A 20,599-nucleotide genomic window follows, 5' to 3' on the forward strand; every position below is an offset into this window, starting at 1 on the left:
ATGACCGGCCAGGGCCTCTTCATCCCCATCGCCTTCCGCATCGGCCCTCTGGCCATCACCCAGACGGTAGTGGTCACCTGGCTGCTCATGCTGGCCCTGGTGATCTTTTCCTGGCTGGCCACCCGCCGCCTGCGCGTCACCCCCGGCCCCTTGCAGGTGGCCGTGGAAGGGGCGGTCACGGCCATGGATGAGGCGGTGCGCTCCGTCCTCCCGGAACAGGCATCGCAGGTGCTGCCCTTCATCGCCACCCTGTGGATTTTCATCACCGCCGCCAACCTGGCGGGTCTGATCCCCGGTCTGGCCTCGCCCACGGCGGACCTGTCCACCACCACGGCCCTTGCAGTCCTGGTCTTTCTCTCGGTGCACTGGTTCGGCATCCGCAGCAGCGGCCTCAGGGCGTACCTGCGTCATTACCTGCAGCCCAGCGTCTTCCTCTTCCCGTTTCAGATCATCAGCGAGATCACCCGCTCCGTCGCCCTCGCCGTGCGCCTCTTCGGCAACATGATGAGCCTCGACATGGCGGCATTGCTGATCCTGCTGGTGGCGGGCTTCCTGGTGCCCGTGCCCATCCTCATGCTCCACGTCATCGAGGCCCTGGTCCAGGCCTACATCTTCGGCATGCTCGCCCTCATCTACATCGCCGGAGCCATCCAATCCCGAGAAACCACCAAAGACACCTGAAAGGAGCCAAATATGGCGAACATGACCTGGTTTGTCCTCGCCTCCACCCTCATCGCCGCCCTCGCCATGGCGCTGGGAGTCATGCTGCCGGCCCTGGCCATGGGCCGTTCCATCAGCCAAGCCCTCGACGCCCTGGCGCGCCAGCCCGAGGCGGAACAGGCCATCACCCGCACCCTCTTCATCGGCCTGGCCATGATCGAATCCCTGGCCATCTACGTCCTGGTCATTGTCCTCATCATCCTGTTCCGCAACCCCCTCATGCCCTATCTGCTCAAGTAGCGGGGCCTGCCCATGCAATACGACTGGACCACCTTTGTCCTGGAAATCATCAATTTCCTGGTACTGGTATGGCTTCTCAAGCACTTCCTGTACCGCCCGGTGATGGGCGTCATCGCCCGCCGTCAGGCGGCCGTGGAACAAAGCATTGCGGAGGCGCAAACCCGGGAGCAGGAAGCCCGGGCATTGAAAACCCAGTACGAAAATCGCCTGGCCAACTGGGAGACGGAGAAACAAAAAGCCGGCGCGGCGTTGCGGGCGGAGCTGGAGGCCGAGCATGGGCGCCGCCTCCATGCCCTGGATGCGGAAATCGAAGCAGAGCGCGCGCGACGCCAGGCCTTGACGGAGCATCTGGACGAAGAGCGCCGGCGCGCCGCCGAGGAACAGGCCGTCGCCCAGGGCGGCCGCTTCGTTGCCCGCCTCCTGGCACGCCTGGCGGGTCCCGAGATGGAGGCGCGTCTTGCCGATCTGTTCATCGAGGATCTCCAACGACTGCCGGAGGCCCGGCGGCAAGCCTTGCGCACCGCCCTGACGGAAGACTCGACGCCGGCAATCCGGGTGCTGAGCGCCTTTCCCTTGGCCGAAGAACGGCAAGGAGCCATCCGCAGGGCCCTGGCGGAACTGGCCGGGCGGGAACTCCCCTGCGCATTCGCCGTGGATGACGGCCTGCTGGCCGGGGTACACGCCAGCCTCGGCCCCTGGGTGCTCTCCGCCGATCTGCGCGACGAACTGCGCTTTTTTACGGAAGTGGCCCCCCATGGCAGCGACTGATCCCCTGCCGGACAACGCACCCCTGGCCCGCCAGGCACGCTGGCTGGAGGCTTACCGCCTGGGCCTGCGGGTGGCCGAGCAAGGGACCGTGGTTGCCGTCGGCGACGGCATCATCTGGGTCCGCGGTTTGCCTTCGGCGGCCATGGATGACCTGCTCGCCCTCAGCGAGGGCAGCACCGCCCTGGTGTTTCATCTGGGGCGGGACCTCCTTGGCGCCATATTGCTCAAAGAGTCGCCCGCCCTCAGCGCGGGAACCGTGGCCCAGGTCTCCGGCCTGCGCCTGAGCATTGCGGTGGGCGATGGGCTGCTGGGCAGGGTCATCGACCCCCTGGGCGCCCCCCTGGATGGCCTGGCGCCGCCCCAGGCCACGGCGCGCGGCGCCATCGACGCTCCCTCCCCGCCCATTGTCGCCCGCGACTTCGTCAACGAGGCCCTGTACACGGGCAGCAAGATCGTGGACAGCATGGTCCCCATCGGCAAGGGGCAACGCCAGCTCCTCATCGGCGACAACGGCCTGGGGAAAACCGCCTTCGCCCTGGACACGGTCATCAACCAAAAGGGCAAAGGGGTCTACTGCGTCTACGTCATCGTGGGCCAGAAGCGCTCCAGCGTCGTCAGCGTCATCGAGACCCTGCGCAGCGCCGGGGCCCTGGCCCACACCACCGTCCTGGTCGCCGAAGCAAGCGCATTGCCCGGCCTCAAGTATCTGGCCCCCTTCGCCGGTTGCGCGGTGGCCGAGGCGTGGATGCGCCAGGGGCGGGATACCCTCGTGGTCTACGATGACCTCAGCACCCATGCGCGGACCTACCGGGAGCTTTCGCTGCTGCTCCGCCGGCCGCCGGGACGCGAGGCCTACCCCGGCGACATCTTTTATCTCCATTCCCGCCTCCTGGAGCGTTCGACACACCTGAACGCCGCCCAGGGCGGCGGGAGCATGACGGCCCTGCCCATCGTCGAAACCGAACTGGGAGAGATCGCCACCTATATCCCCACCAACCTCATCTCCATCACCGACGGACAGATCTACTTCGAGCAGCGGCTCTTCGCCGCCGGCTTCCTGCCCGCCATCGACGTCACCAAATCCGTCTCGCGCATCGGCGGCAACGCCCAGGATCCCGCCGTGAAACGAGAGGCCGGGCGGCTCAAGCTCGACTATCTCCAGTTTCTCGAACTGGAGGTCTTCACCCGCTTCGGGGCGCGCCTGGAGGCATCCATGGAGGCAAAGATCCGGCGCGGCCGCATGCTGCGCGACATCCTCAAACAGGATCGCCTGACACCCTGGACCATTGAGGCCCAACTCCTGTGGATGGTGGCCTTCAATGACGGATTGCTGGACGGCGTGGCCCCGGCAGCCATCCCGGCGTTGCTGGCGGCCCTGCCGGCACGGGCCGCCGCCGCAGGGCTGACGCTGGATATGGAGCGGGAGCGCTGGATACAGGCCGCCACCGCCTGGATCCGGGAGGCCGGGAGTTGAGCAAGGGCCACGACCTGGCCTATCACCTGCGGGCCCTGGACGACATTCACGGCGTGATGAGCGCCATGAAAAATCTCGCCTTCGCCGAGACCCGCAAACTCGCCCAATACCTGGAGGACCAGCAGCGGCTCTTCGCCGGCATGGAAGACCTGCTGGCCGACTTTCTGCGTTTCTACCCCCAGGCGCCCCAAAGGATGGGGGAGGCACGCACGGTATACCTGCTGATCGGCTCCGAGCGGGGTTTCTGCGGCGACTTCAATGAACAACTCCGGGATGCCTTCGCCGCCCTCCGCCCGCAACTCACCGGGACCGGGCAGCAACCCGCCGTCATCGCCGTAGGCCGCAAGCTCGCCGAACGCCTGGAGGGGGTGCTGCCCCTGGCTGCGCGTTTCCCCGGCCCCAACGCCACGGAGGAGGTCGAGCCCGTCCTCAGCCGCCTGGCGGAGTGGCTCGACCGCCAACGCCCCGCCCAGGGTTTTCTGCGCCTCGGCGTATTGCACCATGCAGAGGATGGCGGCGATGGCGTGCGCCTATCCATTTTTGCGCCCTTTCGGCATCCGGAGCGGGAAGCGCCGGTCTTTGCCAACCCGCCCCTCCTGAACCTCGCCCCGGCGGATTTCCTTGTGGAGTTTGCTGATCATTATCTCCTCGCCGCCCTCTATGCCGTGCTGTACCGCTCCCTGATGGTGGAGAATCGGCGCCGCCTGCAGCACATGGACAACGCCACGCACCGCCTGGAGCAACGGATGGAAGAACTGCGGCGACAGCGCAACCAGTTGCGCCAGGAGGAGATTACCAATGAAATCGAGGTCATCATGCTCGGCCAAGCCATCCCGGACCCATCAACCCCCGCAGTGGAAACGGATTACCCCCAGGACGGAGAAAGCACATGAAGCATCGCCCGGTAGACAGTTCGAAAAACGGCATCCGCCAAGGACCACGACGGCCGGAATCGAAGCCGCGCAAAACGTGTTCGCCCGTTGCCGGATCCGGAATGAAGTCCTTGCACTCTGCAACGACCCTGTTATCCTCATAGCATTTTAGACGCCGTCAAAAATGCCCATGAATCTACCTTCCCCAGCCAACAACAAATCCATTTTCCAGCGCTTGCATCTGCGCCGCTGGTTCGCCCAGGGCCTGCTCATCTCGCTGCCCATCGGGCTGACCATCTATGTCGTGCTGTGGATCGGTTCCTGGATCGACAGCTTCTTTGACGGCCCCATCCATGCCATTTTCCATGTCAACATTCCCGGCCTGGGCATCCTGCTGACCCTCCTGACCATCCTCGGCGTCGGCATTCTCGCTTCCCACGTCCTGACGGCGTGGATCTTTGATCGCCTCAACGCCTTGCTCGCCAGGATTCCCGTGCTGCACAGCCTCTACAGCACCATCCAGGAAACGGTTGGCCTCCTCTTTGGGGGCAATGACCGAGGCTTTCGCAGCGCCGTGCTGCTGCGCCAGGGTGGCGATATGGGATATATCATCGGCCTGGTCACCCGCGACGACCTCTCCGAACTGCCCCATCTCCCCGAAGACTGCATCGCCGTCTTCATCCCCATGAGTTATGGCATCGGCGGCTTCACCTGCATCGTGCCACGGGACCGCGTGATCCCCCTGCCGGATCTCAGTCCGCAGCAGGCCCTGCGTTTCGCCATGGCGGGCGGTGTTGGCGGGGCGAAAAACCGGGTGACGGGGCACCCGGACACGGCCGCGACGCCCAGGAAGCAATGACCCGGAACGTAATGAAATTTTGCGCTCCCTTCCAGGTCTTATTATACTGCGCGCACTGCAAACGGGGATACTGATGCCAGAGATTCGCAAAGCGGTTTTTCCAGTGGCGGGGCTGGGCACCCGCTTCCTGCCCGCCACCAAGGCCAGCGCCAAGGAAATGATGCCGGTGGTGGACAAGCCCCTCATCCAGTACGCCGTGGAGGAGGCCATCGCGGCCGGCTGCACGCAGCTCATCTTCATCAGCGGCCGCGGCAAGCGCGCCATCGAGGATCATTTCGACGTCTCCTACGAACTGGAAAAGGAGCTCGAACAGCGGGGCAAACAGGCCCTTCTGGAACAGGTGCAGGGCATCCTGCCCCCCGGCGTCAGCACCATCTTCCTGCGCCAGCCTTACCCTCTGGGCCTCGGCCATGCCGTGCTCATGGCGCGCCCGGTGGTCAACGATGAGCCCTTCGCCGTCCTCCTCGCCGACGATCTCATGCTCGCCGAAAAGCCGGTGCTGGCGCAGATGATGGAGCAGTATCGGCGCTTTCAGGCCGGCATCCTCGGGGTGGAGGAGATCCGCCGCGAAGACTCCAGCCGCTATGGCGTCGTCGCGGCACGCCCCTGGGATGACCAGGTCTACCAGGTGAGCCGCATCGTGGAAAAACCACGTCCCGAGGATGCGCCCTCCAATCTCGGCGTCGTGGGCCGCTACATCCTGCCCGCCCGCATCTTCGATTTTCTGGAAAATACCGCCCAGGGCGCCGGCGGCGAGATCCAGCTCACCGATGGCATCGCCGGCCTCCTCGGCGAACGCCAGGTCCTCGCCTATCGCTTTGCGGGCCAGCGCTTCGACTGCGGCGACAAGCTCGGCTACCTGCAGGCGACCATCGCCTTTGGCCTGCGCCACCCGGAAGTGGGAGCGGAATTCACCCGATACCTGAATGCCCTGTGCGCAGAGCGGCAAGGCGCATCCGCCGACCCCCGGGGGGAAGATGTCCAAGGCGCGTAAAGGCATCATCCTGGCCGGAGGCTCGGGAACCCGCCTCTATCCCCTCACCAGGGCCGTGAGCAAGCAGCTCATGCCCGTCTATGACAAGCCCCTCATCTACTATCCCCTGGCCACCCTCATGCTGGCGGGCATCCGGGAAATGCTCGTCATTTCCACCCCCGACGACCTGCCCCGCTTCCAGCAATTGCTGGAGGACGGCCAACAGTGGGGGATGCGCTTTGCCTACGCCGAACAGGCCCGGCCCGAAGGGCTGGCCCAGGCGCTGCTCATCGCGGAAGCCTTCCTGGATGGCGCACCCTCCGCCCTGGTACTGGGCGACAACGTCTTCTACGGCCATGAACTCAGCACCACCTTGCAAACAGCCAACGTACGCAGCGACGGCGCCACCATTTTCGCCTACCATGTCGCCAACCCCACGGCCTATGGGGTGGTGGAATTCGCCGCCGATGGCCGCGCCGTACACCTCGAGGAAAAGCCGCAGGAACCGCGATCTTCCTATGCCGTCACCGGCCTGTATTTTTACGATGGCCAGGGCAGCGCCCTGGCGCGGGAAATCCGTCCCTCGGGCCGCGGCGAGCTGGAGATCACGGACCTCAACAACCTCTATCTGCAAGCGGGCCAGCTCCAGGTGGAGGTCCTGGGACGCGGCACCGCCTGGCTCGATACCGGTACCCACGGTGACCTCCTGAGCGCCGCCCAGTTCATCCGCACCATCGAAGAGCGTCAGGGGCTCAAGGTGGCCTGCCCCGAGGAGATCGCCTTCCGCATGGGATATATTGATGCCGAGCAGCTCGCCCGTCTCGCCGCGCCCCTGGATAAAAGCGGCTACGGCATTTATCTGCGCCGCATCCTGGCGGAACGGACGCTGCCATGAACTTTACGCCGCTGGCCATTCCCGAAGTGATTCTCGTGGAACCCCGCGTTTTCGGGGATGCGCGCGGTTTTTTCCTGGAAAGCTGGAATCGGCGCAGCTTCGCCGAGCACGGCCTGAATCTGGATTTCGTTCAGGATAATCACAGTCGTTCCCGCCGCGGCGTCTTGCGCGGTCTGCACTATCAGATCCGGCAGCCCCAGGGGAAGCTGGTGCGGGTGGTCAGCGGCGAGGTATTCGACGTAGCCGTCGATTTGCGGCGCTCCTCACCCACTTTCGGACAGTGGGTGGGTGCCACCCTGTCGGCAGAGAACCATCGCCTTCTGTGGGTGCCGCCCGGTTTCGCCCACGGCTTCTACGTCATGAGCGAGGTTGCGGACTTTCTCTACAAGGCCACGGATTTCTACGCGGCCGCCCATGAACGCACCATCATCTGGAACGACCCGGACATCGCCATCGACTGGCCCCTCCAGGGCGAGCCGTTGCTGGCGCCCAAGGATGCGGCGGGCAGCCCATTGGCAGAGGCCCCATGTTATCCCTGAATGGCTCCCCCCTGAGCCGGGATAGACAAGTCGCCACGCTTCGAGAGGAGTATTCCGCAGCATGATCATCATTGATGGTGTAACCGAAAGTGGAGGCAAATTCCGCCCATCGGCATGGGCCGAAATGCTCATCGAAGGAGTAGGCCTCGCCCATTTCGGAGCCGATCACAAAATCCATTATCTGCCTTTCATCGAGCCCGCCACCATCAACGGCAACGCGGCCATCATCATGGACGAGGCGCTGGAGGCCGCCCATCCCGAAGCCTTCGCCGAGATCATGCGCTTTGCCCAGGAAAACAAGCTCCAGATACGCCAGGAAGCAGGCAGCATGACCTCCCGGCCTGCGCACAACGCGGCTCCCACCTCCCCCGACAAACGACGCTCATCCTGATGACTGCACCGACCGCCCGGGCCACCCGGCGTTTTGCCGCTTTTCTCTTTACCGCCATCGCCATCTATGGTCTCTGGGCCATTTTCCTGAGCATCCATACCATCGTCCAACAGGCACCGGTGCGCAGGCATTTGTGGCTGGCACTGGAAACCCTCCGCCAGCTCCCCCCTGACGCCACGGCCGATGCCGCTGCCGCCCAACGCAGCGCCCGGCTCCTGGTCGCCCACTGGAACCGGATCCATCCGCACAATCCCTGCGGTCCCGGGCCAGCCTACGTGCTGGCCCAGGACCTTCCGGCCCAACACGCCTGCCTGGTCAGCGTCGGCGTCCAGGGCAACCATCTCCTGGTCCGCGCCTACGATACCCAGGGTTATGCCATGGACAACATTTACGAAGCCCTCTATCCACCCCCTCCCCCCAAGGTGGAATGATGCGCGTCCTGATCTTTGGTGCCGCGGGGCAGGCAGGCTGGGAACTGCAACGCAGCTCGCCCGCCGGGATGAGCGTCCGGGCCCTGGCCCGGCAAGATGCCGATATCACCCAAATTGACGCCGTCCGCGCCGCCGTGCAGCACTGGCAGCCCCACTGGATCATCAATGCCGCCGCCTATACCGCCGTGGACCGCGCCGAGAGCGAAGCCGCCGACGCCTACGCCATCAACGGCGACGGCGCCGCCCACGTCGCCCAGGCGGCGCTGGAAATCCATTGCCAGGTTCTGCACATCTCTACGGATTTCGTTTTTGACGGGCAAAGTCCCAGCCCCTACGCCCCCGACGCCAGCGTCCATCCCCTCGGGGTGTACGGCGCCAGCAAGGCCGCCGGCGAAGAGGCGGTGCGGCGGATCCTCGGCGATGACGCCCTGATCCTCCGCACCGCCTGGGTCTACAGCAGTCACGGTCACAATTTCGTCAAAACCATGTTGAAACTGATGGCCGAACGCGCAGAACTGCGCATCGTGGCGGATCAGATCGGCAGCCCCACCTGGGCGGCAGGGCTCGCCCAGGCCATCTGGCGGGCCATCGAGACGAAAGATTTTCGCGGAACCCAACACTGGACCGATGCCGGCATCGCCTCCTGGTATGATTTTGCCGTCGCCATACAGGAGGAAGCCTTGGCCTGCGGACTGCTTTCCCGCACCATCCCCATCCTCCCCATTCGCAGCATGGACTACCCTACCCCGGCCCGGCGCCCCGCTTGCGCGGTCCTCGACAAGAGCGGCAGCTACGCGCAACTCGGCACCGCCCCCCACTGGCGCGTGGCCCTACGGGCCATGCTGCAAGAACTCCTCCCCGCAGCGAGCCCGCACCATGCCCCTTAAGCCTACAGATCCCGCAAGCCGCCATAGCCCCCAGCGACTCCTGGTCACCGGTGGTGCCGGCTTCATCGGCGCCAACTTCTGCCACTACTGGCTGCAGCAGCATCCCCAACAACCCCTCGTCGTCCTCGACGCCCTCAGCTATGCCGGCAACCGCCACAGCCTCGCTGACCTTGATGCGCTAGCCGGCTTCCGCTTTGTGCAGGGGGACATCAACGATACGGATCTGGTCATGGCGCTCCTGCGCGAACACGCCATCGATACCCTGGTCCATTTCGCCGCCGAGAGCCATGTGGATCGTTCCATCCACGATCCCGACGCCTTCATCCGCGCCAACATCCTCGGCACCCACAGCCTCCTGCGCGCCGCCCGGGCCGTCTGGCTGGAGGGCCCCCAAGGCCCCGTTCCCCACCGTTTCCATCACATCTCCACCGATGAGGTGTATGGGACCCTGGGCCCTGCCGATCCGCCCTTCACCGAGGACACCCCCTACGCCCCCAATTCACCCTATGCCGCCAGCAAGGCCGCCGCGGACCACCTGGTGCGCAGCTATCAGCACACCTACGGCCTGCGCACGAGCACCAGCAACTGTTCCAACAACTACGGTCCCTTCCATTTTCCCGAAAAACTCATCCCGCTGGTGATCGTCAATATCCTCCATGGCCGGCCCTTGCCCATTTACGGTGATGGCCGGCAGATCCGCGACTGGCTCTATGTCGAGGACCACTGCCGCGGCATTGATTCGATACTCCGGCACGGGCGAGAAGGCGAAAGCTATAATATTGGCGGGCGCAACGAATGGGCCAATATCGACATCGTTCAGCTCATTTGCACCCACATGGACGCAGCCTTTGCCCAAGATCCCGGGCTGGCCCAACGCTTCCCCGCCGCCACTCCCGCCCGGGGCCAGCCCTCCGCCTCCCTCATCCACCATGTCCAGGATCGTCCCGGCCATGACCGCCGCTACGCCATCAACGCCGACAAGATCGCGCGCACCCTCGGCTTCACCCCCCGGACCGATTTCGCCGCGGGCATCGCGCGCACCATCCGCTGGTACCTCGACCATCCCGCCTGGTGGCAAGGGGTCATGGACGGCAGCTACCAGCAGTGGCTCGACACCCAATACGGAGCGATCTGAAGGGCACCACGGAATGGCCGAAAATCCCCAAGGTTATAATATATGGTTTTCCATATTATTAAGGGCAAAAAAAGGGAAACCGCCATCCGTCCCGAAGGAAAGCCGGCAGGCTGGATGGAAGATGCGCGATCGCCCTTCGCTGCCGTTCCGTATCGGAGAAAAGGTCCGCCTGACCCGCACCGGAAAATGCCGTGGCGCGGCAAGATCAGGCCGCGCAATGGCGAACGCCATCGGCCGGCCCGCCCAAGCGCGCCAGATGCGCCTCCAGCACCGCCCCCATCAACGGCTGCGCAAAGCATTCCGCCAGGGTCAGGCGCTGCCACTGCGGCATATCCGGATGGAGGCGATAATGCACCCAGGTCCCGCGGCGCTGGTCGAGAATGAGGCGTCCCTCGCGCAACAGCGCGAGATGCCGGGAGATCTTCGGCTGGGATTCCTCCAGCGCGCCGGTGATCTCACAGACACAGAGCTCCCCCTTCGCCCAGAGCAACTGCAATACACTCAGTCGGGTCTTGTCTGACAGGAGTTGGAAAAAACCGGTGACCGGCTCCATGACCATTGCTTGCGCTCCCCATATCCGGCCTATATTTGATGATGCGGATATTAGACATTCCCTATCCCCCCTGTCAAACCCAAGCCCATCCAGCAGCGCGTCCCATGGCCGCAAGCAAGGCAGACCATGACGGAATGACCGGAAAACCGGATTGGACAGACCCGCACCGGGGCGTGAACGGATGAGCAAGCGCTTTGCCTTGGCCCTTATATTGGCCTTGATCTTATATTAGATGTGGTCTATTATCTTTCGGCAATCCATCCCCACCGGAGCTTGGGTCTCGTGACGCAAGCGCGAGATGGCCGCCGGACGGAGGCGGATCATCCACCCTTGTCCAGATAGAGAAAGATGAATGACGTACTGAAAAGGGGGTGAACACGGACCAGTGAAATAGCCCATGCCTTGAAGCACCACGATCCATTCAATCATTCGCTTATATCCGCAACAACCAGGAGGTAACAATGAATACCGAAAAAGCAATTGCAAAGGATGGCAAGCTCTCGCGCCGGGAGATGCTCAAAGGGGTGGTGGTGTTCATGGGTGCAGCAGCGCTCGGAGCGGCAATCACGCCTGGCACGGCCTTGGCCGGGGGCATGTCCAAAGCGTCCGCCAAGTATCAAGATCATCCCAACGGGAAGGCGCACTGCTCCAATTGCACCTTTTTCACGGCGGGCGCATCGCCCACCGCGATGGGCACCTGCGCGGTGATTTCCGGAAACGTCAGCCCCGACGGCTGGTGCATGCTCTACGCCGCCAAAGGGGCGTGATCATCCTCGCTAAATAGTCAGTGGCAACGCCCCCTCACCTTTTCCGGCAGGGGGTGTATTCCTACTTTCCTGCCGGCGACAGGCCATCCCGGCCCTGCACCGCCCCTTTGCCCAGACGTTCCAATGGCGAAGACTCCACCTCTTGGCCTCCCCCGGCCCGCAATTCAAGCTGCTGGAGCCCGGCCAGCAATTCCCCCACGTCGATGGGCATGATGGCGACCACCGGCCGCCGCCGATCGGCCCGGACGGCTGCGACCGATATGCCCGTTGCCACCTCGCCGATGGCCTTATCCCGCGCCGCCAACAACGCGGTGATATGAGGATGGAACAGGCGGAGCATGGCCGTGATCCAGCGGTTCACCAGCCAGGACGGATAGGCATGTTCGACGCGATAACGTCCCAGCAGATCCAGGGTTTTTCCGGCATCCCGCCAGCGCCCGCCACTGACCCAGTGATTGATGCTGAACAAAGCCTGCGGCATGCCCCAAACATCCATGGAGATGGCGACCAGATGCACCAGGTCTTTGCCACGCTCTCCCACCTCCCGCCGCTGGGGAGAAACCGGTGCGAAGAGGTGAAAGTGGCCATGTTCGTCCAGGGGACCGGCGTGGGCATGGTAATAAAAACGGGCACCGGTCCTGGCGTCCGTCGCATCATCGGGAGGGTAGTGGAGGCCCTCGGTGAAGGGTTCCTGTCCGCGCAGGAGGTCGGCGACCACATTGAGCCCACAACCCGCCAAATCGGCCATGATTCGCTCCACCTGCATGCCCGCCTTGCGCATGCGCCGCTGCTGGCAAGGGCCAAGGCGGCTCAGGTCCGGTGCCGCTACCCGGATGGGCCAGGATTCGACTCCCGCCCCGTCATTTCTTGGTCTTGGCTGCCCCACAGCTCGCGCTTTGACAAGGATGCCGACTGGCCGTTGCAGCGGTGGAGCCGGGCTGTGCCTTGGCCAAGGGCGTGGGCTGGACACCGGTAGCCGTCTTTTGGCTGGGAGCACAAGGGTGGGCCATCGTTTCCGCTGACGCCAGGGGGGATCCGAGTGCCAAGGTCAGGGCCACCGCGCCCCCCAAGGCCTTGCGCTTGTGCAAATGCATGAGCAGACTCCTTTGCTGGAAAACCAACGTGAATATCCTTTGCCCTAGCGAAGCCGCCACCAAGCTGAAGCCCCCTTGTCGGGACTTGCCGGGTTTCCATCTCCACCAAAAATCTTGGGCAAAGCCTATTTTCACAGCATAGTCCGGATGCCCGGTCTTCGCCAACATCCCCAACCCCGAACAAACGGCCCCTCCCACCGCTTTTATCGGAGGGCCGCCAAGAGTTCCTGATCGCCCCCTGCGCATGCCCTCAGAAAGGAGGCGGCGGCGGAGTTCCCGGTCCCTGATGGGGTCCGCCCGAGGGTGGGGGCGGCGGCGGCGCGGCGAAGCCGGGATTGGGCGGGCGCTCGGGGGACGGCGCGAAAGCCGGCCCTGGAGGAGGTCCCTGCCGGCGGCGGCGGTGATACGGTGCCGGCGCCACGGGCTCCGGGCTCGGCGGTCCGGAAGGGGGACGAAGAGCCGGCCCGGGGAGCGGCGCAGCACCAGGTGGCGGCAGCGGCGCGGAAGGCGATGGCGGTACAACGAAGCCAGGGCGAGGAGAAACTCCCCCGGGCGACCCGGGCGGCGGGGCAGAAGGTGGGGCAAAGAAAGCCCTCTGGGGCGGACGGGCAGGCCCCGGAGGAGGAGGCGCCATGACGCCGGGCCCTGCCGGTGGCAGCGGCGCGCCGGGGCCTGGGCCTGGGACCATGCCCGGCCGCGGAGGTGAAGGCGGCACCGCACCGTAGATCACCGCCGGCGGGGGCGGTGGCATCCCCTGCGGCGGCGGGGGCGGGGGTGGCGCTCCCGGCGGAGGCGGCGGGGGCGGAGCGGAAAAATACTGGTAATAGACCTGCGGGTAGTAATCCCACAGTTCCGTCTGCAGATACAGATCAGGCGTGTAGTAGTTGAGGTAAGCGGCAGAAGGATACCAGGAATAGCCGGGATAAACGCCGGCCATGGGGCCGTTGCTATAATAGCCTTCCGTCGCATAGGGATAAGAAACGCAACCGGTCCCCCCAACCAGAAGCAGCGCCGCAAGGGCGATGGTGCCAATTTTCCGCTTCACCATAACAGCCTCCCCAGGCCATGGCATCCAATGACTATTAGACCATCATGCCCTGAAAACGCCGTGCCGGCCGCCGATCCGGGATGATGGGTTTTTATCGCTCTTGTTTTCATGTTACGCCATTTGCCGATGAATGACATGCTTACCAAGCAGATCCACCAGCAATTACGCCTGGCCGTGGCCGTGGCCGTGGCCGTGACCAACATCAGCCCGGCGTGGGCGGGGAATCTCCCCGAGACTATCCCAAGCCCTGTCCAACTGTGGCGCAGCATCCGCGCCATCGTGGATGAAGGGCATCTCCTGCCGGGGGCAGCACTGCATACCAGCCGGGATCAGAATGGTGGATTATTACCCCGCCGACAAAGTGAACGAAACCGCCCATGGCGCCGTAACCGCCGCAGGCGGAGTAGTTCGGGTGACGCGCTACCCGGCCGGGAGCCTCCTGATCAAGGAAAATTTCAATGCCCGGAAAAAGCTGGCGGGAGTGACGGCCATGCTCAAGCTCCCCCATTATGATGGAGCCGACCGTAACTGGGTCATGGCCGCCTACTCAGACCAGGGCAAACTCTTGGCTTTTGGCAAAGCGAGATCCTGCATCCAGTGCCACATGGTGGCGCAGAAGCAGGATTTCCTTTTTGCCCCACCCCCTATCAACCTGCTGCCCGCCGCCTTTTTCCCGGATCAGAAAATATCACCCGCCTATCTCCGCTTGCTCCAGGAGCACCCTGGGTCCGCGCTGGGAAGGGACCCGGGTCCGGCCATGGAAGTTTTCTTAAATCCGTCAGCCTTCCTGGCCTAGGCGCGATTCCTGGATCCCCAGGATCACTTGCCGCCGGGATTTCCCGCCCGGACATTCCCCGGGCGGCCCATTGCCATGGACTTCGGAAATACACGGCCCGCCAGCCACCGCTGCGAAGGCTGCCGGCGTTTGCCACAGCGGCCCTTGCATCTTCCCGTCATTCAACTATGTTCATAATGGTGTCGCAGCAAAAAGCCCATGCAATGGGAATGATTTGACTGAAACCCTTCTTGGAGGTGCAGCTATGCAATGCAATGTTGGCCGTATAGACCAGGCGATTCGCATTATCATCGGCGTTGTCTTGCTGCTGGTGGGATTCCTGGCGCCCTTGGGGTTCATCTGGCAGGTAGTGGTGCTGATCCTCGCGGCAATCGCGCTGATTACCGGAATCGTCCGCTTTTGCCCATTATGGGCGGTGCTTGGCATCAATACCTGCGGACAGGGGAAATCCGGCTGATCCGCCCGGATTGCCCTCTGGCCAAGGGCCGGATCCGCCTGAGGTCATGTCAGGGATGACCTGATGATATCCGTTACCTTCCGATCGAAGGCAATCACCTCTTTATCCATATCCATCAAGCGGTGCCGTTCCTTGAGATAGGCCATGGTGTTGAAAAAGACCTCAGCGGCACCGTCCTCATCCTGGCGGACGAGGATCTTGCTGGGAAGGTCGATGGCCAGCGTGGGGGCGGCGAGCATCAGCGGCGTGCCGCCTTTGGGGTTGCCGAAAACCAGGACTTCCGTCGGCGGCATCTGGCGCCCGGCCTCCTGCGCCGCGTGGCCATGATCGAAGTGGGCGAAGATGGTAAAACCCTGGGCCTTGAGGGCATCTTCCAGTCGTCGCGCCGTTTCGGCTACGCCATAAGGCGAGCGCCAATGAAAAAGACCTGCGGGCAATACGTTATCCATCATGATTCCTCCCCCCGGAAAAAGACCGCCGACAGCATCCAATGTGCATATCCAGCCCGGATCTTCCCCGCGCTTGCCGGCGATGGCTTGCCAGCCATGCCCCGGCCGGAGAAGATCAATGGCCTGCGCGTCCTCCAAGGGAGGACAAAACGCCTCACTGGCTGAGGCCCTCCAGGATCTTGGCATAACGTTCCCGCACCACCCTGCGTTTCACCTTGAAGGTAGGCGTCAGTTCGCCGCTTTCCTGCCCAAGGGGCTGCTCCAGGAGGGAAAAACGGCGCACCTGTTCATAGGAAGGCAGCCCGTCCAGGGCCTCCTGAATGGCCGTATGGGTAGCCTTGACCAAGGCATCCCGGCCATAACTGCCCCCCAGCAGCTTCTGCGCATACTCCGGATTGGCATAAATCAGCGCGACCAGATAGGGAAGACGGTCGCCGAAAACCACCGCCTGCCCAATCAGCGGGTGCATGGTCAGCCGCGTCTCGATCTTTTGGGGTGAGATGTTCTCGCCGGCCGCGTTGACGATGAGATCCTTCTTGCGATCGACAATGGTCAGGTAACCGTCGGCATCCAGGAAGCCGCTATCGCCGGTGTGCAGCCAGCCATCGGCAAGCACCTCCCGGCTGGCCCTTTCGTTGTTCCAGTAGCGCTCCATGACGGCGGGTCCCTGGACGAGGATCTCGCCATCGGGGGCGATGCGGCACTGGAGCTTGGGCAGGATTTTCCCCACGCTGCCCGGGCGAATGGCGGTCAGGGGATTGGCGGCAATCACCGCGGTAGCCTCGGTCATGCCGTATCCTTCCAGGATGGGCAGCCCCAGTCCCAGGAAGAAACGGGAAATCTCTTGGGGCAGCGGCGCCCCGCCGGATACGAAAAATTGCAGACGCCCACCCAGTTGCCGACGGAGGCGGCTAGCGACGAGGCGGGATGCGAGGCGATTGCGCCAGGTGGGCGGATCGCCGGCGCGAAAATCGAGTTCGCGGCGCAGGAGTGTGGCGAGCAGACCAGGGCGGCTTTCGATCTCCCGTTGGAGCCGATGATAGAGGAGTTGGAAGACCCGCGGAACGGCGATGAGGAGGTGCGGCCGAGCCCGGCGAAGGTCGCGCAGAACCGTGTCCGGCCGCTCCCCATAAGCGACCTCCAAACCCAGAAGATAGGGCCCGAAATGGTCGACCACGCGCTCGAAGACATGGGAAAGGGGGAGAAACGAGAGGACGCGCTGCCCGGATTCCAGGGAAGGTACGCAGGGAAGGAAGCCGGCGATATCGCTGAGGATGTTGCCGTGGCTGAGCACCACCCCCTTGGGTTCCCCGGTGGTGCCCGAGGTATACACGAGAGTGGCCATGTCCTGCCGCCGGATCTGCGCCACGCGCCGGTCCAGGTCGGCATCGGCCACACCCCGGCCGAATTCGGCCAATGCCGACCAGGGGCGCAGATCGGCGCCTGCCTCGCGGAGGAAAACATGCTCGGCCGCCACCCCCCACCCTTCCCGGGAGCCCAGGCGCGCCAGTTCCGCGGGGCTTTCCAGCAGGCAGAAGTCGCTGCCGCTATCGCGGAGGACATGGCGGATATCCGCCGGGCCATAGCTCGGATACACGGGAACCGTAACCGCGCCGACGGCGAGGATGGCAAAATCCATGATGGCCCAGTCGACGGAATTCGGCGCCATCAGGAGAACCCGCTGGCCGGGCTTCACTCCCAGCCGCAACAGGCCGCGCGCCCGCAACCGGACGTCCTCCTCCAGTCGCGCCGCCGTAATCGCTGCGTATCCTTCCCCGGAGGGCCGCAGCGCGGCAATGCCATGCCCATGGACGCCACAGCGGGCGAATAACCCCGCTGGCAGGTTGGGAAGCGCGTCCAGTTGATGGATCATGCTGGCTATCTCGTGCATGCCCCAGGTATCCATGCCGTTACGCGGCCGCAAGCCATTGAAAAACAATTAGGATTACATAAAATATGCGACGCAAAGCGTCATCCGGAATGACGGATGATCCGTTCTGGGGATGGCGGATCGAAAGGTCTACTTGCTGATTTGATTGGTCGGGGCGAGAGGATTTGAACCTCCGACCACCTGAACCCCATTCAGGTGCGCTACCAGGCTGCGCTACGCCCCGCGAAACAGCGCCCATTAAACGCTAAACCGCCGCTGCGGTCAATGGCCTTGACGGCACAAATCCAGCATGGCCTCCAATTCCTGACGCAAATAGCGCAAGCGCCTGTCGCTGCTGGCCGTACCCGACGGTGCCTGGGCCGGCTCGCCCCCCCCTTCCGTTTCCGCAACACCCCGATGCAGCTGCTCACGGGCACCCTGAATGGTATACCCGTCGGCGTAGAGCAACGCGCGAATACGCCGCGCCAGAAGAATGTCGTGTTGCTGGTAATAACGCCGATTGCCGCGCCGCTTCAGGGGGTCAAGCTGGGGGAACTCCTGCTCCCAATAACGCAGGACATGCGCCTTGACCCCACACAAAACAGCCGCCTCGCTAATGGAAAAATAGCGCTTGTCCGGGATTTCCGGCAAGGCCGAAAGCCTGCCTTTAGGTGGGCGCGTCACTGCCATTCACATGCGCCTTCAATTTCTGGCTCGCATGAAAAGTCACAACCCGGCGCGCCGTAATGGTGATTTCCACACCCGTCTTCGGGTTGCGCCCGGGCCGCGGATTTTTCTGGCGGAGGGTAAAATTACCAAAACCGGACAGCTTGACTTCTTCACCCTTGGCCAGGTTGCTGCGAATCTCATCGAAAAACGCCTCGACAACACTTTTCGCTTCGCGCTTGTTCAAGCCCATTTTCTCAAAAAGCATGTCCACAATCTCTGCCTTGGTTATCGCCATCTTTCCTCCCTCAAGCACGTAACTGTATGGGACCCAGGCGTTGGACAGCCGTTATCAAGCGGTCCAGTTCCGCCTGCACGTCCGTTTCGGTGAGCGTGCGTTCCGCATGCTGCAACACCACCGCAAAGGCCAGACTATAGCTGCCGGGGGCAACCCCTTCCCCCTGGTAGCGATCAAAGAGCGTGATCTCCCGGACGATGGGCGAGGCCGCCCCACGCAGGGCTTGGGCCACGCTGCCCGCCGTCAGGCTAACGGGGACAAGCAGCGCGAGATCCCGACGCAATGCCGGAAACGGCGAAATCGCCTGAAAGCGCGGTTCCCGGGCCAGCCCCGCCAGTTGCGCCCATTCCAGGTGAAAAAGAAAAGGGGCGCCATCCAGATCCAGCTCCGCCACCAGCCGCGGGTGCAATGCCCCGAGGAAACCCAGCGCCTTCCCGTTGGCCAGGACTTGGGCGCTCTGGCCCGGATGGAGGGCAGGATGATCCGCCTGTGCAAAGGTAAAATCAACGCCATGCCATTGGCCCAGCAATGATTCCACATCGCCCTTGAGATCATAAAAATCGAGCATCCGCCTGGGATCCGCCCAACCCTGCCGGGTCACCGGACCCATTGCGCATGCGGCCAGCACCTGACGTTGCGTATCCCCCTCGAATACGCGGCCAAACTCAAAGATGCGCACCCGCTCCTGTTGCCTTTTTAGATTAAATTGCAAAACCTGCAAGAGGCCAGGCCAGAGGCTGCTGCGCATGACCGCCATATCCATGGAAAGGGGATTGCGCAATCCCAGCGCCGCCGCCCCCGGGCTGCAGCGCTCCTGCCATTGCGCACTGATGAAACTATAAGTAATGACCTCATGGTAGTCCCGCCCCAACATGCCTTGGCGCAAGGTGCCCTCCAGCGGCGCATGGGGCATGGGCAAGGGCGCCAGGATACCGCGCGGGCGATGGGTGGGCAGGCGCTCATAGCCATAGATCCGCCCCACTTCCTCGATAAGGTCCGCCTCGATCCGCACATCGAAGCGATGGGCCGGGGGCACGGCCTGCCAGCCCGCCTCGGTCTCTTCCGGCGCCATGCCCAGATGCACAAGCCCCGATTCTACCTCCGCATCGGCAATGGGCAGACCGAGGATCCGCGACAGTCGCGCCCGCCGCAGCAGGATGGGCGCACGCTGCGGCAAGGCCGCGGGTTCCACCAGGCAGCGGCCATCCCGCAATTGCGCCCCGAGAAGGGCGCGCAGCAGGCGCGACGCCCGCCCGGCGGCCAGCATGGGCAGGGCAAAATCCACCCCCCGCTCATAGCGCAGCGCCGCCTCGGTCTGCAGGCCCAGACGCCGCGCCCGCCCCTGCACCGCCTGGGGGGCGAAGAACGCCGACTCCAGCAGTATGCGCCGGGTTTGTTGGCCAACGGCCGTGCGCTGCCCGCCCATGATGCCGGCCAAGGCCACCGGCCCGGCGGCGTCGGCGACGACCAGCATGTCCGGCTCCAGGGCCAAGGACTGGCCATCCAGGGCGTCCAGCCGTTCGCCGGCGGCGGCCGGGCGCACCGCAATCCCTTCCTGCACCTGCCCGGCATCAAAGCTATGCAAGGGTTGCCCCAACTCCAACATCACATAATTCATCACATCCACGATGGGATGCACGCTCCGTTGCCCCGCCCGCCGCAAACGCTCCCGCAGCCAATCGGGCACCCGCTGCCCGGCTCCGAAGCCCTCCAGGACGAGGGCGCAATAGCGTGGACAGGCGGCCGGATCGAGGACCTCTATGGCGAAATCCAGCCCCGTCTGCGCCGCCGTAAAGGCGGTTCGGCCACCCAAGACCTGCGGCCACTCCCCGTCGTCATGGTCGGGCAAGGGCCGCAGGGTACCCGCCCCCAGGGCTGCCAGGTCCCGCGCCACCCCCAGCATGGACAAGGCGTCGCCGCGGTTGGGGGTGATACCCAGGGTCAGAATCCGGTCGTCGAGCCCCAGATAGCGCCGCAAATCCATGCCGACAGGGGCGTCCTGGTCCAGGACCAGCAGGCCGCTGCTGCCATCTTCCAGGCCTAATTCCCCGGCCGAGCACAGCATCCCCTCGGACATCACCCCGCGCAGGGCGTTGGCCGCGATGGCCCGGTCACCCGGCAGGACCGCTCCCGGCAGCGCCAGGGGCACGCGCAGTTCCGGGACGAGATTCGCCGCACCGCACACCACCTGCCGTATCTGCCCGCCGCCCGCATCCACGGCGGCCACCTGCAATTTATCCGCCTGGGGATGCGCCTCCACGGCGAGCACCCGCCCCACCACCACCTGCTCGAAGGGCGGCGCCGCTTCTTCGCTGCCCTCCACCTCGATGCCGCCCATGGTCAGGCGGCGGGCGATTTCCTCGAACTCCCATGGAGTATCGAGCATCTCTCGTAACCACTGGATGCTGACGCGCATG

23 protein-coding genes and 1 tRNA gene are annotated in these 20,599 nt (G+C 64.1%); 16 read left to right on the forward strand and 8 right to left on the reverse strand.

Annotated elements, in window-relative coordinates:
• The 13 genes from ACP5MM_RS01145 to rfbB all read left to right on the forward strand — a co-directional run bounded on the left by ACP5MM_RS01145 (nucleotide 1) and on the right by rfbB (nucleotide 10,184).
• The gene (locus tag ACP5MM_RS01145; protein WP_427930680.1) at nucleotides 1-681 is read left to right on the forward strand and encodes a F0F1 ATP synthase subunit A; all 681 of its coding nucleotides are present in this window, start codon (nucleotides 1-3) and stop codon (nucleotides 679-681) included.
• Nucleotides 682-693: 12 nt separating this feature from the next.
• The gene (locus ACP5MM_RS01150; RefSeq protein WP_123105856.1) at nucleotides 694-960 is read left to right on the forward strand and encodes an ATP F0F1 synthase subunit C; all 267 of its coding nucleotides are present in this window, start codon (nucleotides 694-696) and stop codon (nucleotides 958-960) included.
• 12 nt (nucleotides 961-972) lie between these two features.
• Nucleotides 973-1,728: a F0F1 ATP synthase subunit delta gene (locus tag ACP5MM_RS01155; RefSeq protein ID WP_427930679.1), complete on the forward strand. Its 756-nt coding sequence runs from the start codon at nucleotides 973-975 to the stop codon at nucleotides 1,726-1,728.
• Complete coding sequence (locus ACP5MM_RS01160; protein WP_427930678.1) at nucleotides 1,715-3,202, forward strand: F0F1 ATP synthase subunit alpha; 1,488 nt, start codon at nucleotides 1,715-1,717, stop codon at nucleotides 3,200-3,202. Before ACP5MM_RS01155 ends, ACP5MM_RS01160 begins: the two co-directional genes overlap by 14 nt.
• A complete protein-coding gene (locus tag ACP5MM_RS01165) occupies nucleotides 3,199-4,095 on the forward strand; it encodes a F0F1 ATP synthase subunit gamma (protein WP_427930677.1) in 897 nt (298 codons plus the stop codon). Before ACP5MM_RS01160 ends, ACP5MM_RS01165 begins: the two co-directional genes overlap by 4 nt.
• A 169-nt stretch (nucleotides 4,096-4,264) precedes the next feature.
• On the forward strand, nucleotides 4,265-4,933 hold the full coding sequence (locus ACP5MM_RS01170) for a DUF502 domain-containing protein (RefSeq protein ID WP_427930676.1): 669 nt from the start codon (nucleotides 4,265-4,267) through the stop codon (nucleotides 4,931-4,933).
• 73 nt (nucleotides 4,934-5,006) lie between these two features.
• On the forward strand, nucleotides 5,007-5,927 hold the full coding sequence (gene galU / locus ACP5MM_RS01175) for a UTP--glucose-1-phosphate uridylyltransferase GalU (RefSeq protein ID WP_427933970.1): 921 nt from the start codon (nucleotides 5,007-5,009) through the stop codon (nucleotides 5,925-5,927).
• The gene (rfbA, locus tag ACP5MM_RS01180; RefSeq protein WP_427933971.1) at nucleotides 5,911-6,801 is read left to right on the forward strand and encodes a glucose-1-phosphate thymidylyltransferase RfbA; all 891 of its coding nucleotides are present in this window, start codon (nucleotides 5,911-5,913) and stop codon (nucleotides 6,799-6,801) included. The genes galU and rfbA overlap by 17 nt, the downstream gene beginning before the upstream one ends.
• A complete protein-coding gene (rfbC, locus tag ACP5MM_RS01185) occupies nucleotides 6,798-7,340 on the forward strand; it encodes a dTDP-4-dehydrorhamnose 3,5-epimerase (protein ID WP_427932100.1) in 543 nt (180 codons plus the stop codon). Before rfbA ends, rfbC begins: the two co-directional genes overlap by 4 nt.
• A 61-nt stretch (nucleotides 7,341-7,401) precedes the next feature.
• A complete protein-coding gene (locus tag ACP5MM_RS01190; protein ID WP_427932102.1) occupies nucleotides 7,402-7,731 on the forward strand; it encodes a DUF3579 domain-containing protein in 330 nt (109 codons plus the stop codon).
• On the forward strand, nucleotides 7,731-8,162 hold the full coding sequence (locus ACP5MM_RS01195; RefSeq protein ID WP_427933972.1) for a hypothetical protein: 432 nt from the start codon (nucleotides 7,731-7,733) through the stop codon (nucleotides 8,160-8,162). The genes ACP5MM_RS01190 and ACP5MM_RS01195 overlap by 1 nt, the downstream gene beginning before the upstream one ends.
• Nucleotides 8,159-9,049, forward strand: a complete 891-nt coding sequence (gene rfbD / locus ACP5MM_RS01200) for a dTDP-4-dehydrorhamnose reductase (RefSeq protein WP_427933973.1) — start codon at nucleotides 8,159-8,161, stop codon at nucleotides 9,047-9,049. The genes ACP5MM_RS01195 and rfbD overlap by 4 nt, the downstream gene beginning before the upstream one ends.
• Entirely contained in the window at nucleotides 9,039-10,184 is a 1,146-nt protein-coding gene (rfbB, locus tag ACP5MM_RS01205) for a dTDP-glucose 4,6-dehydratase (RefSeq protein WP_427932108.1), read from the forward strand. Before rfbD ends, rfbB begins: the two co-directional genes overlap by 11 nt.
• A gap of 205 nt (nucleotides 10,185-10,389) precedes the next feature.
• Here the strand turns inward: rfbB and ACP5MM_RS01210 are convergent, their stop codons facing one another.
• Complete coding sequence (locus tag ACP5MM_RS01210) at nucleotides 10,390-10,737, reverse strand: metalloregulator ArsR/SmtB family transcription factor (RefSeq protein WP_427933974.1); 348 nt, start codon at nucleotides 10,735-10,737, stop codon at nucleotides 10,390-10,392.
• A gap of 461 nt (nucleotides 10,738-11,198) precedes the next feature.
• On the opposite strand from ACP5MM_RS01210, the gene ACP5MM_RS01215 reads away from it, so the two are divergent.
• Nucleotides 11,199-11,504, forward strand: coding sequence for a high-potential iron-sulfur protein (locus ACP5MM_RS01215; RefSeq protein WP_427933975.1), 306 nt, complete (start codon nucleotides 11,199-11,201; stop codon nucleotides 11,502-11,504).
• A gap of 61 nt (nucleotides 11,505-11,565) precedes the next feature.
• Here the strand turns inward: ACP5MM_RS01215 and ACP5MM_RS01220 are convergent, their stop codons facing one another.
• Nucleotides 11,566-12,285, reverse strand: a complete 720-nt coding sequence (locus ACP5MM_RS01220; RefSeq protein WP_427933976.1) for a DUF6969 family protein — start codon at nucleotides 12,283-12,285, stop codon at nucleotides 11,566-11,568.
• Between the two features lie 1,695 nt (nucleotides 12,286-13,980).
• Between ACP5MM_RS01220 and ACP5MM_RS01225 the strand changes: the two genes are divergently transcribed.
• Nucleotides 13,981-14,442 carry a cytochrome P460 family protein gene (locus tag ACP5MM_RS01225; protein ID WP_427933977.1) on the forward strand — a complete coding sequence of 154 codons (462 nt, stop codon included), beginning with the start codon at nucleotides 13,981-13,983 and terminating at the stop codon, nucleotides 14,440-14,442.
• 214 nt (nucleotides 14,443-14,656) lie between these two features.
• Nucleotides 14,657-14,899, forward strand: a complete 243-nt coding sequence (locus tag ACP5MM_RS01230; protein WP_427933978.1) for a YgaP family membrane protein — start codon at nucleotides 14,657-14,659, stop codon at nucleotides 14,897-14,899.
• A 44-nt stretch (nucleotides 14,900-14,943) separates the two neighbouring features.
• Here ACP5MM_RS01230 and ACP5MM_RS01235 read toward each other — a convergent pair whose 3' ends face one another.
• The 6 genes from ACP5MM_RS01235 to pheT all read right to left on the reverse strand — a co-directional run bounded on the left by ACP5MM_RS01235 (nucleotide 14,944) and on the right by pheT (nucleotide 20,598).
• Nucleotides 14,944-15,351: a DUF302 domain-containing protein gene (locus ACP5MM_RS01235; protein WP_427933979.1), complete on the reverse strand. Its 408-nt coding sequence runs from the start codon at nucleotides 15,349-15,351 to the stop codon at nucleotides 14,944-14,946.
• A 151-nt stretch (nucleotides 15,352-15,502) separates the two neighbouring features.
• Entirely contained in the window at nucleotides 15,503-17,239 is a 1,737-nt protein-coding gene (locus ACP5MM_RS01240) for an AMP-dependent synthetase/ligase (RefSeq protein ID WP_427933980.1), read from the reverse strand.
• 146 nt (nucleotides 17,240-17,385) lie between these two features.
• Nucleotides 17,386-17,462: transfer RNA gene (locus ACP5MM_RS01245), tRNA-Pro, on the reverse strand.
• Nucleotides 17,463-17,500: 38 nt separating this feature from the next.
• On the reverse strand, nucleotides 17,501-17,908 hold the full coding sequence (locus ACP5MM_RS01250; RefSeq protein ID WP_427932124.1) for a MerR family transcriptional regulator: 408 nt from the start codon (nucleotides 17,906-17,908) through the stop codon (nucleotides 17,501-17,503).
• On the reverse strand, nucleotides 17,886-18,182 hold the full coding sequence (locus tag ACP5MM_RS01255) for an integration host factor subunit alpha (protein WP_427932126.1): 297 nt from the start codon (nucleotides 18,180-18,182) through the stop codon (nucleotides 17,886-17,888). Before ACP5MM_RS01255 ends, ACP5MM_RS01250 begins: the two co-directional genes overlap by 23 nt.
• 10 nt (nucleotides 18,183-18,192) lie before the next feature.
• Nucleotides 18,193-20,598, reverse strand: a complete 2,406-nt coding sequence (gene pheT, locus ACP5MM_RS01260) for a phenylalanine--tRNA ligase subunit beta (RefSeq protein ID WP_427932128.1) — start codon at nucleotides 20,596-20,598, stop codon at nucleotides 18,193-18,195.
• Nucleotide 20,599 lies beyond the last annotated feature (1 nt).

The organism is Acidithiobacillus sp., from assembly GCF_049965315.1.
In the GTDB taxonomy this organism is placed as follows: domain Bacteria; phylum Pseudomonadota; class Gammaproteobacteria; order Acidithiobacillales; family Acidithiobacillaceae; genus Acidithiobacillus_B.

What these genes read in the sequence shown, in the direction of transcription:
- ACP5MM_RS01145 (WP_427930680.1), top strand. Translation starts at nt 1, where the DNA reads ATGACCGGCCAGGGCCTCTTCATCCCCATCGCCTTCCGCATCGGCCCT.
- ACP5MM_RS01150 (WP_123105856.1), top strand. Translation starts at nt 694, where the DNA reads ATGGCGAACATGACCTGGTTTGTCCTCGCCTCCACCCTCATCGCCGCC.
- ACP5MM_RS01155 (WP_427930679.1), top strand. Translation starts at nt 973, where the DNA reads ATGCAATACGACTGGACCACCTTTGTCCTGGAAATCATCAATTTCCTG.
- ACP5MM_RS01160 (WP_427930678.1), top strand. Translation starts at nt 1,715, where the DNA reads ATGGCAGCGACTGATCCCCTGCCGGACAACGCACCCCTGGCCCGCCAG.
- ACP5MM_RS01170 (WP_427930676.1), top strand. Translation starts at nt 4,265, where the DNA reads ATGAATCTACCTTCCCCAGCCAACAACAAATCCATTTTCCAGCGCTTG.
- galU (WP_427933970.1), top strand. Translation starts at nt 5,007, where the DNA reads ATGCCAGAGATTCGCAAAGCGGTTTTTCCAGTGGCGGGGCTGGGCACC.
- rfbA (WP_427933971.1), top strand. Translation starts at nt 5,911, where the DNA reads ATGTCCAAGGCGCGTAAAGGCATCATCCTGGCCGGAGGCTCGGGAACC.
- rfbC (WP_427932100.1), top strand. Translation starts at nt 6,798, where the DNA reads ATGAACTTTACGCCGCTGGCCATTCCCGAAGTGATTCTCGTGGAACCC.
- ACP5MM_RS01190 (WP_427932102.1), top strand. Translation starts at nt 7,402, where the DNA reads ATGATCATCATTGATGGTGTAACCGAAAGTGGAGGCAAATTCCGCCCA.
- ACP5MM_RS01195 (WP_427933972.1), top strand. Translation starts at nt 7,731, where the DNA reads ATGACTGCACCGACCGCCCGGGCCACCCGGCGTTTTGCCGCTTTTCTC.
- rfbD (WP_427933973.1), top strand. Translation starts at nt 8,159, where the DNA reads ATGATGCGCGTCCTGATCTTTGGTGCCGCGGGGCAGGCAGGCTGGGAA.
- rfbB (WP_427932108.1), top strand. Translation starts at nt 9,039, where the DNA reads ATGCCCCTTAAGCCTACAGATCCCGCAAGCCGCCATAGCCCCCAGCGA.
- ACP5MM_RS01210 (WP_427933974.1), bottom strand. Translation starts at nt 10,737, where the DNA reads ATGGAGCCGGTCACCGGTTTTTTCCAACTCCTGTCAGACAAGACCCGA.
- ACP5MM_RS01215 (WP_427933975.1), top strand. Translation starts at nt 11,199, where the DNA reads ATGAATACCGAAAAAGCAATTGCAAAGGATGGCAAGCTCTCGCGCCGG.
- ACP5MM_RS01220 (WP_427933976.1), bottom strand. Translation starts at nt 12,285, where the DNA reads ATGCGCAAGGCGGGCATGCAGGTGGAGCGAATCATGGCCGATTTGGCG.
- ACP5MM_RS01225 (WP_427933977.1), top strand. Translation starts at nt 13,981, where the DNA reads ATGGTGGATTATTACCCCGCCGACAAAGTGAACGAAACCGCCCATGGC.
- ACP5MM_RS01235 (WP_427933979.1), bottom strand. Translation starts at nt 15,351, where the DNA reads ATGATGGATAACGTATTGCCCGCAGGTCTTTTTCATTGGCGCTCGCCT.
- ACP5MM_RS01240 (WP_427933980.1), bottom strand. Translation starts at nt 17,239, where the DNA reads ATGCACGAGATAGCCAGCATGATCCATCAACTGGACGCGCTTCCCAAC.
- ACP5MM_RS01250 (WP_427932124.1), bottom strand. Translation starts at nt 17,908, where the DNA reads ATGGCAGTGACGCGCCCACCTAAAGGCAGGCTTTCGGCCTTGCCGGAA.
- ACP5MM_RS01255 (WP_427932126.1), bottom strand. Translation starts at nt 18,182, where the DNA reads ATGGCGATAACCAAGGCAGAGATTGTGGACATGCTTTTTGAGAAAATG.
- pheT (WP_427932128.1), bottom strand. Translation starts at nt 20,598, where the DNA reads ATGCGCGTCAGCATCCAGTGGTTACGAGAGATGCTCGATACTCCATGG.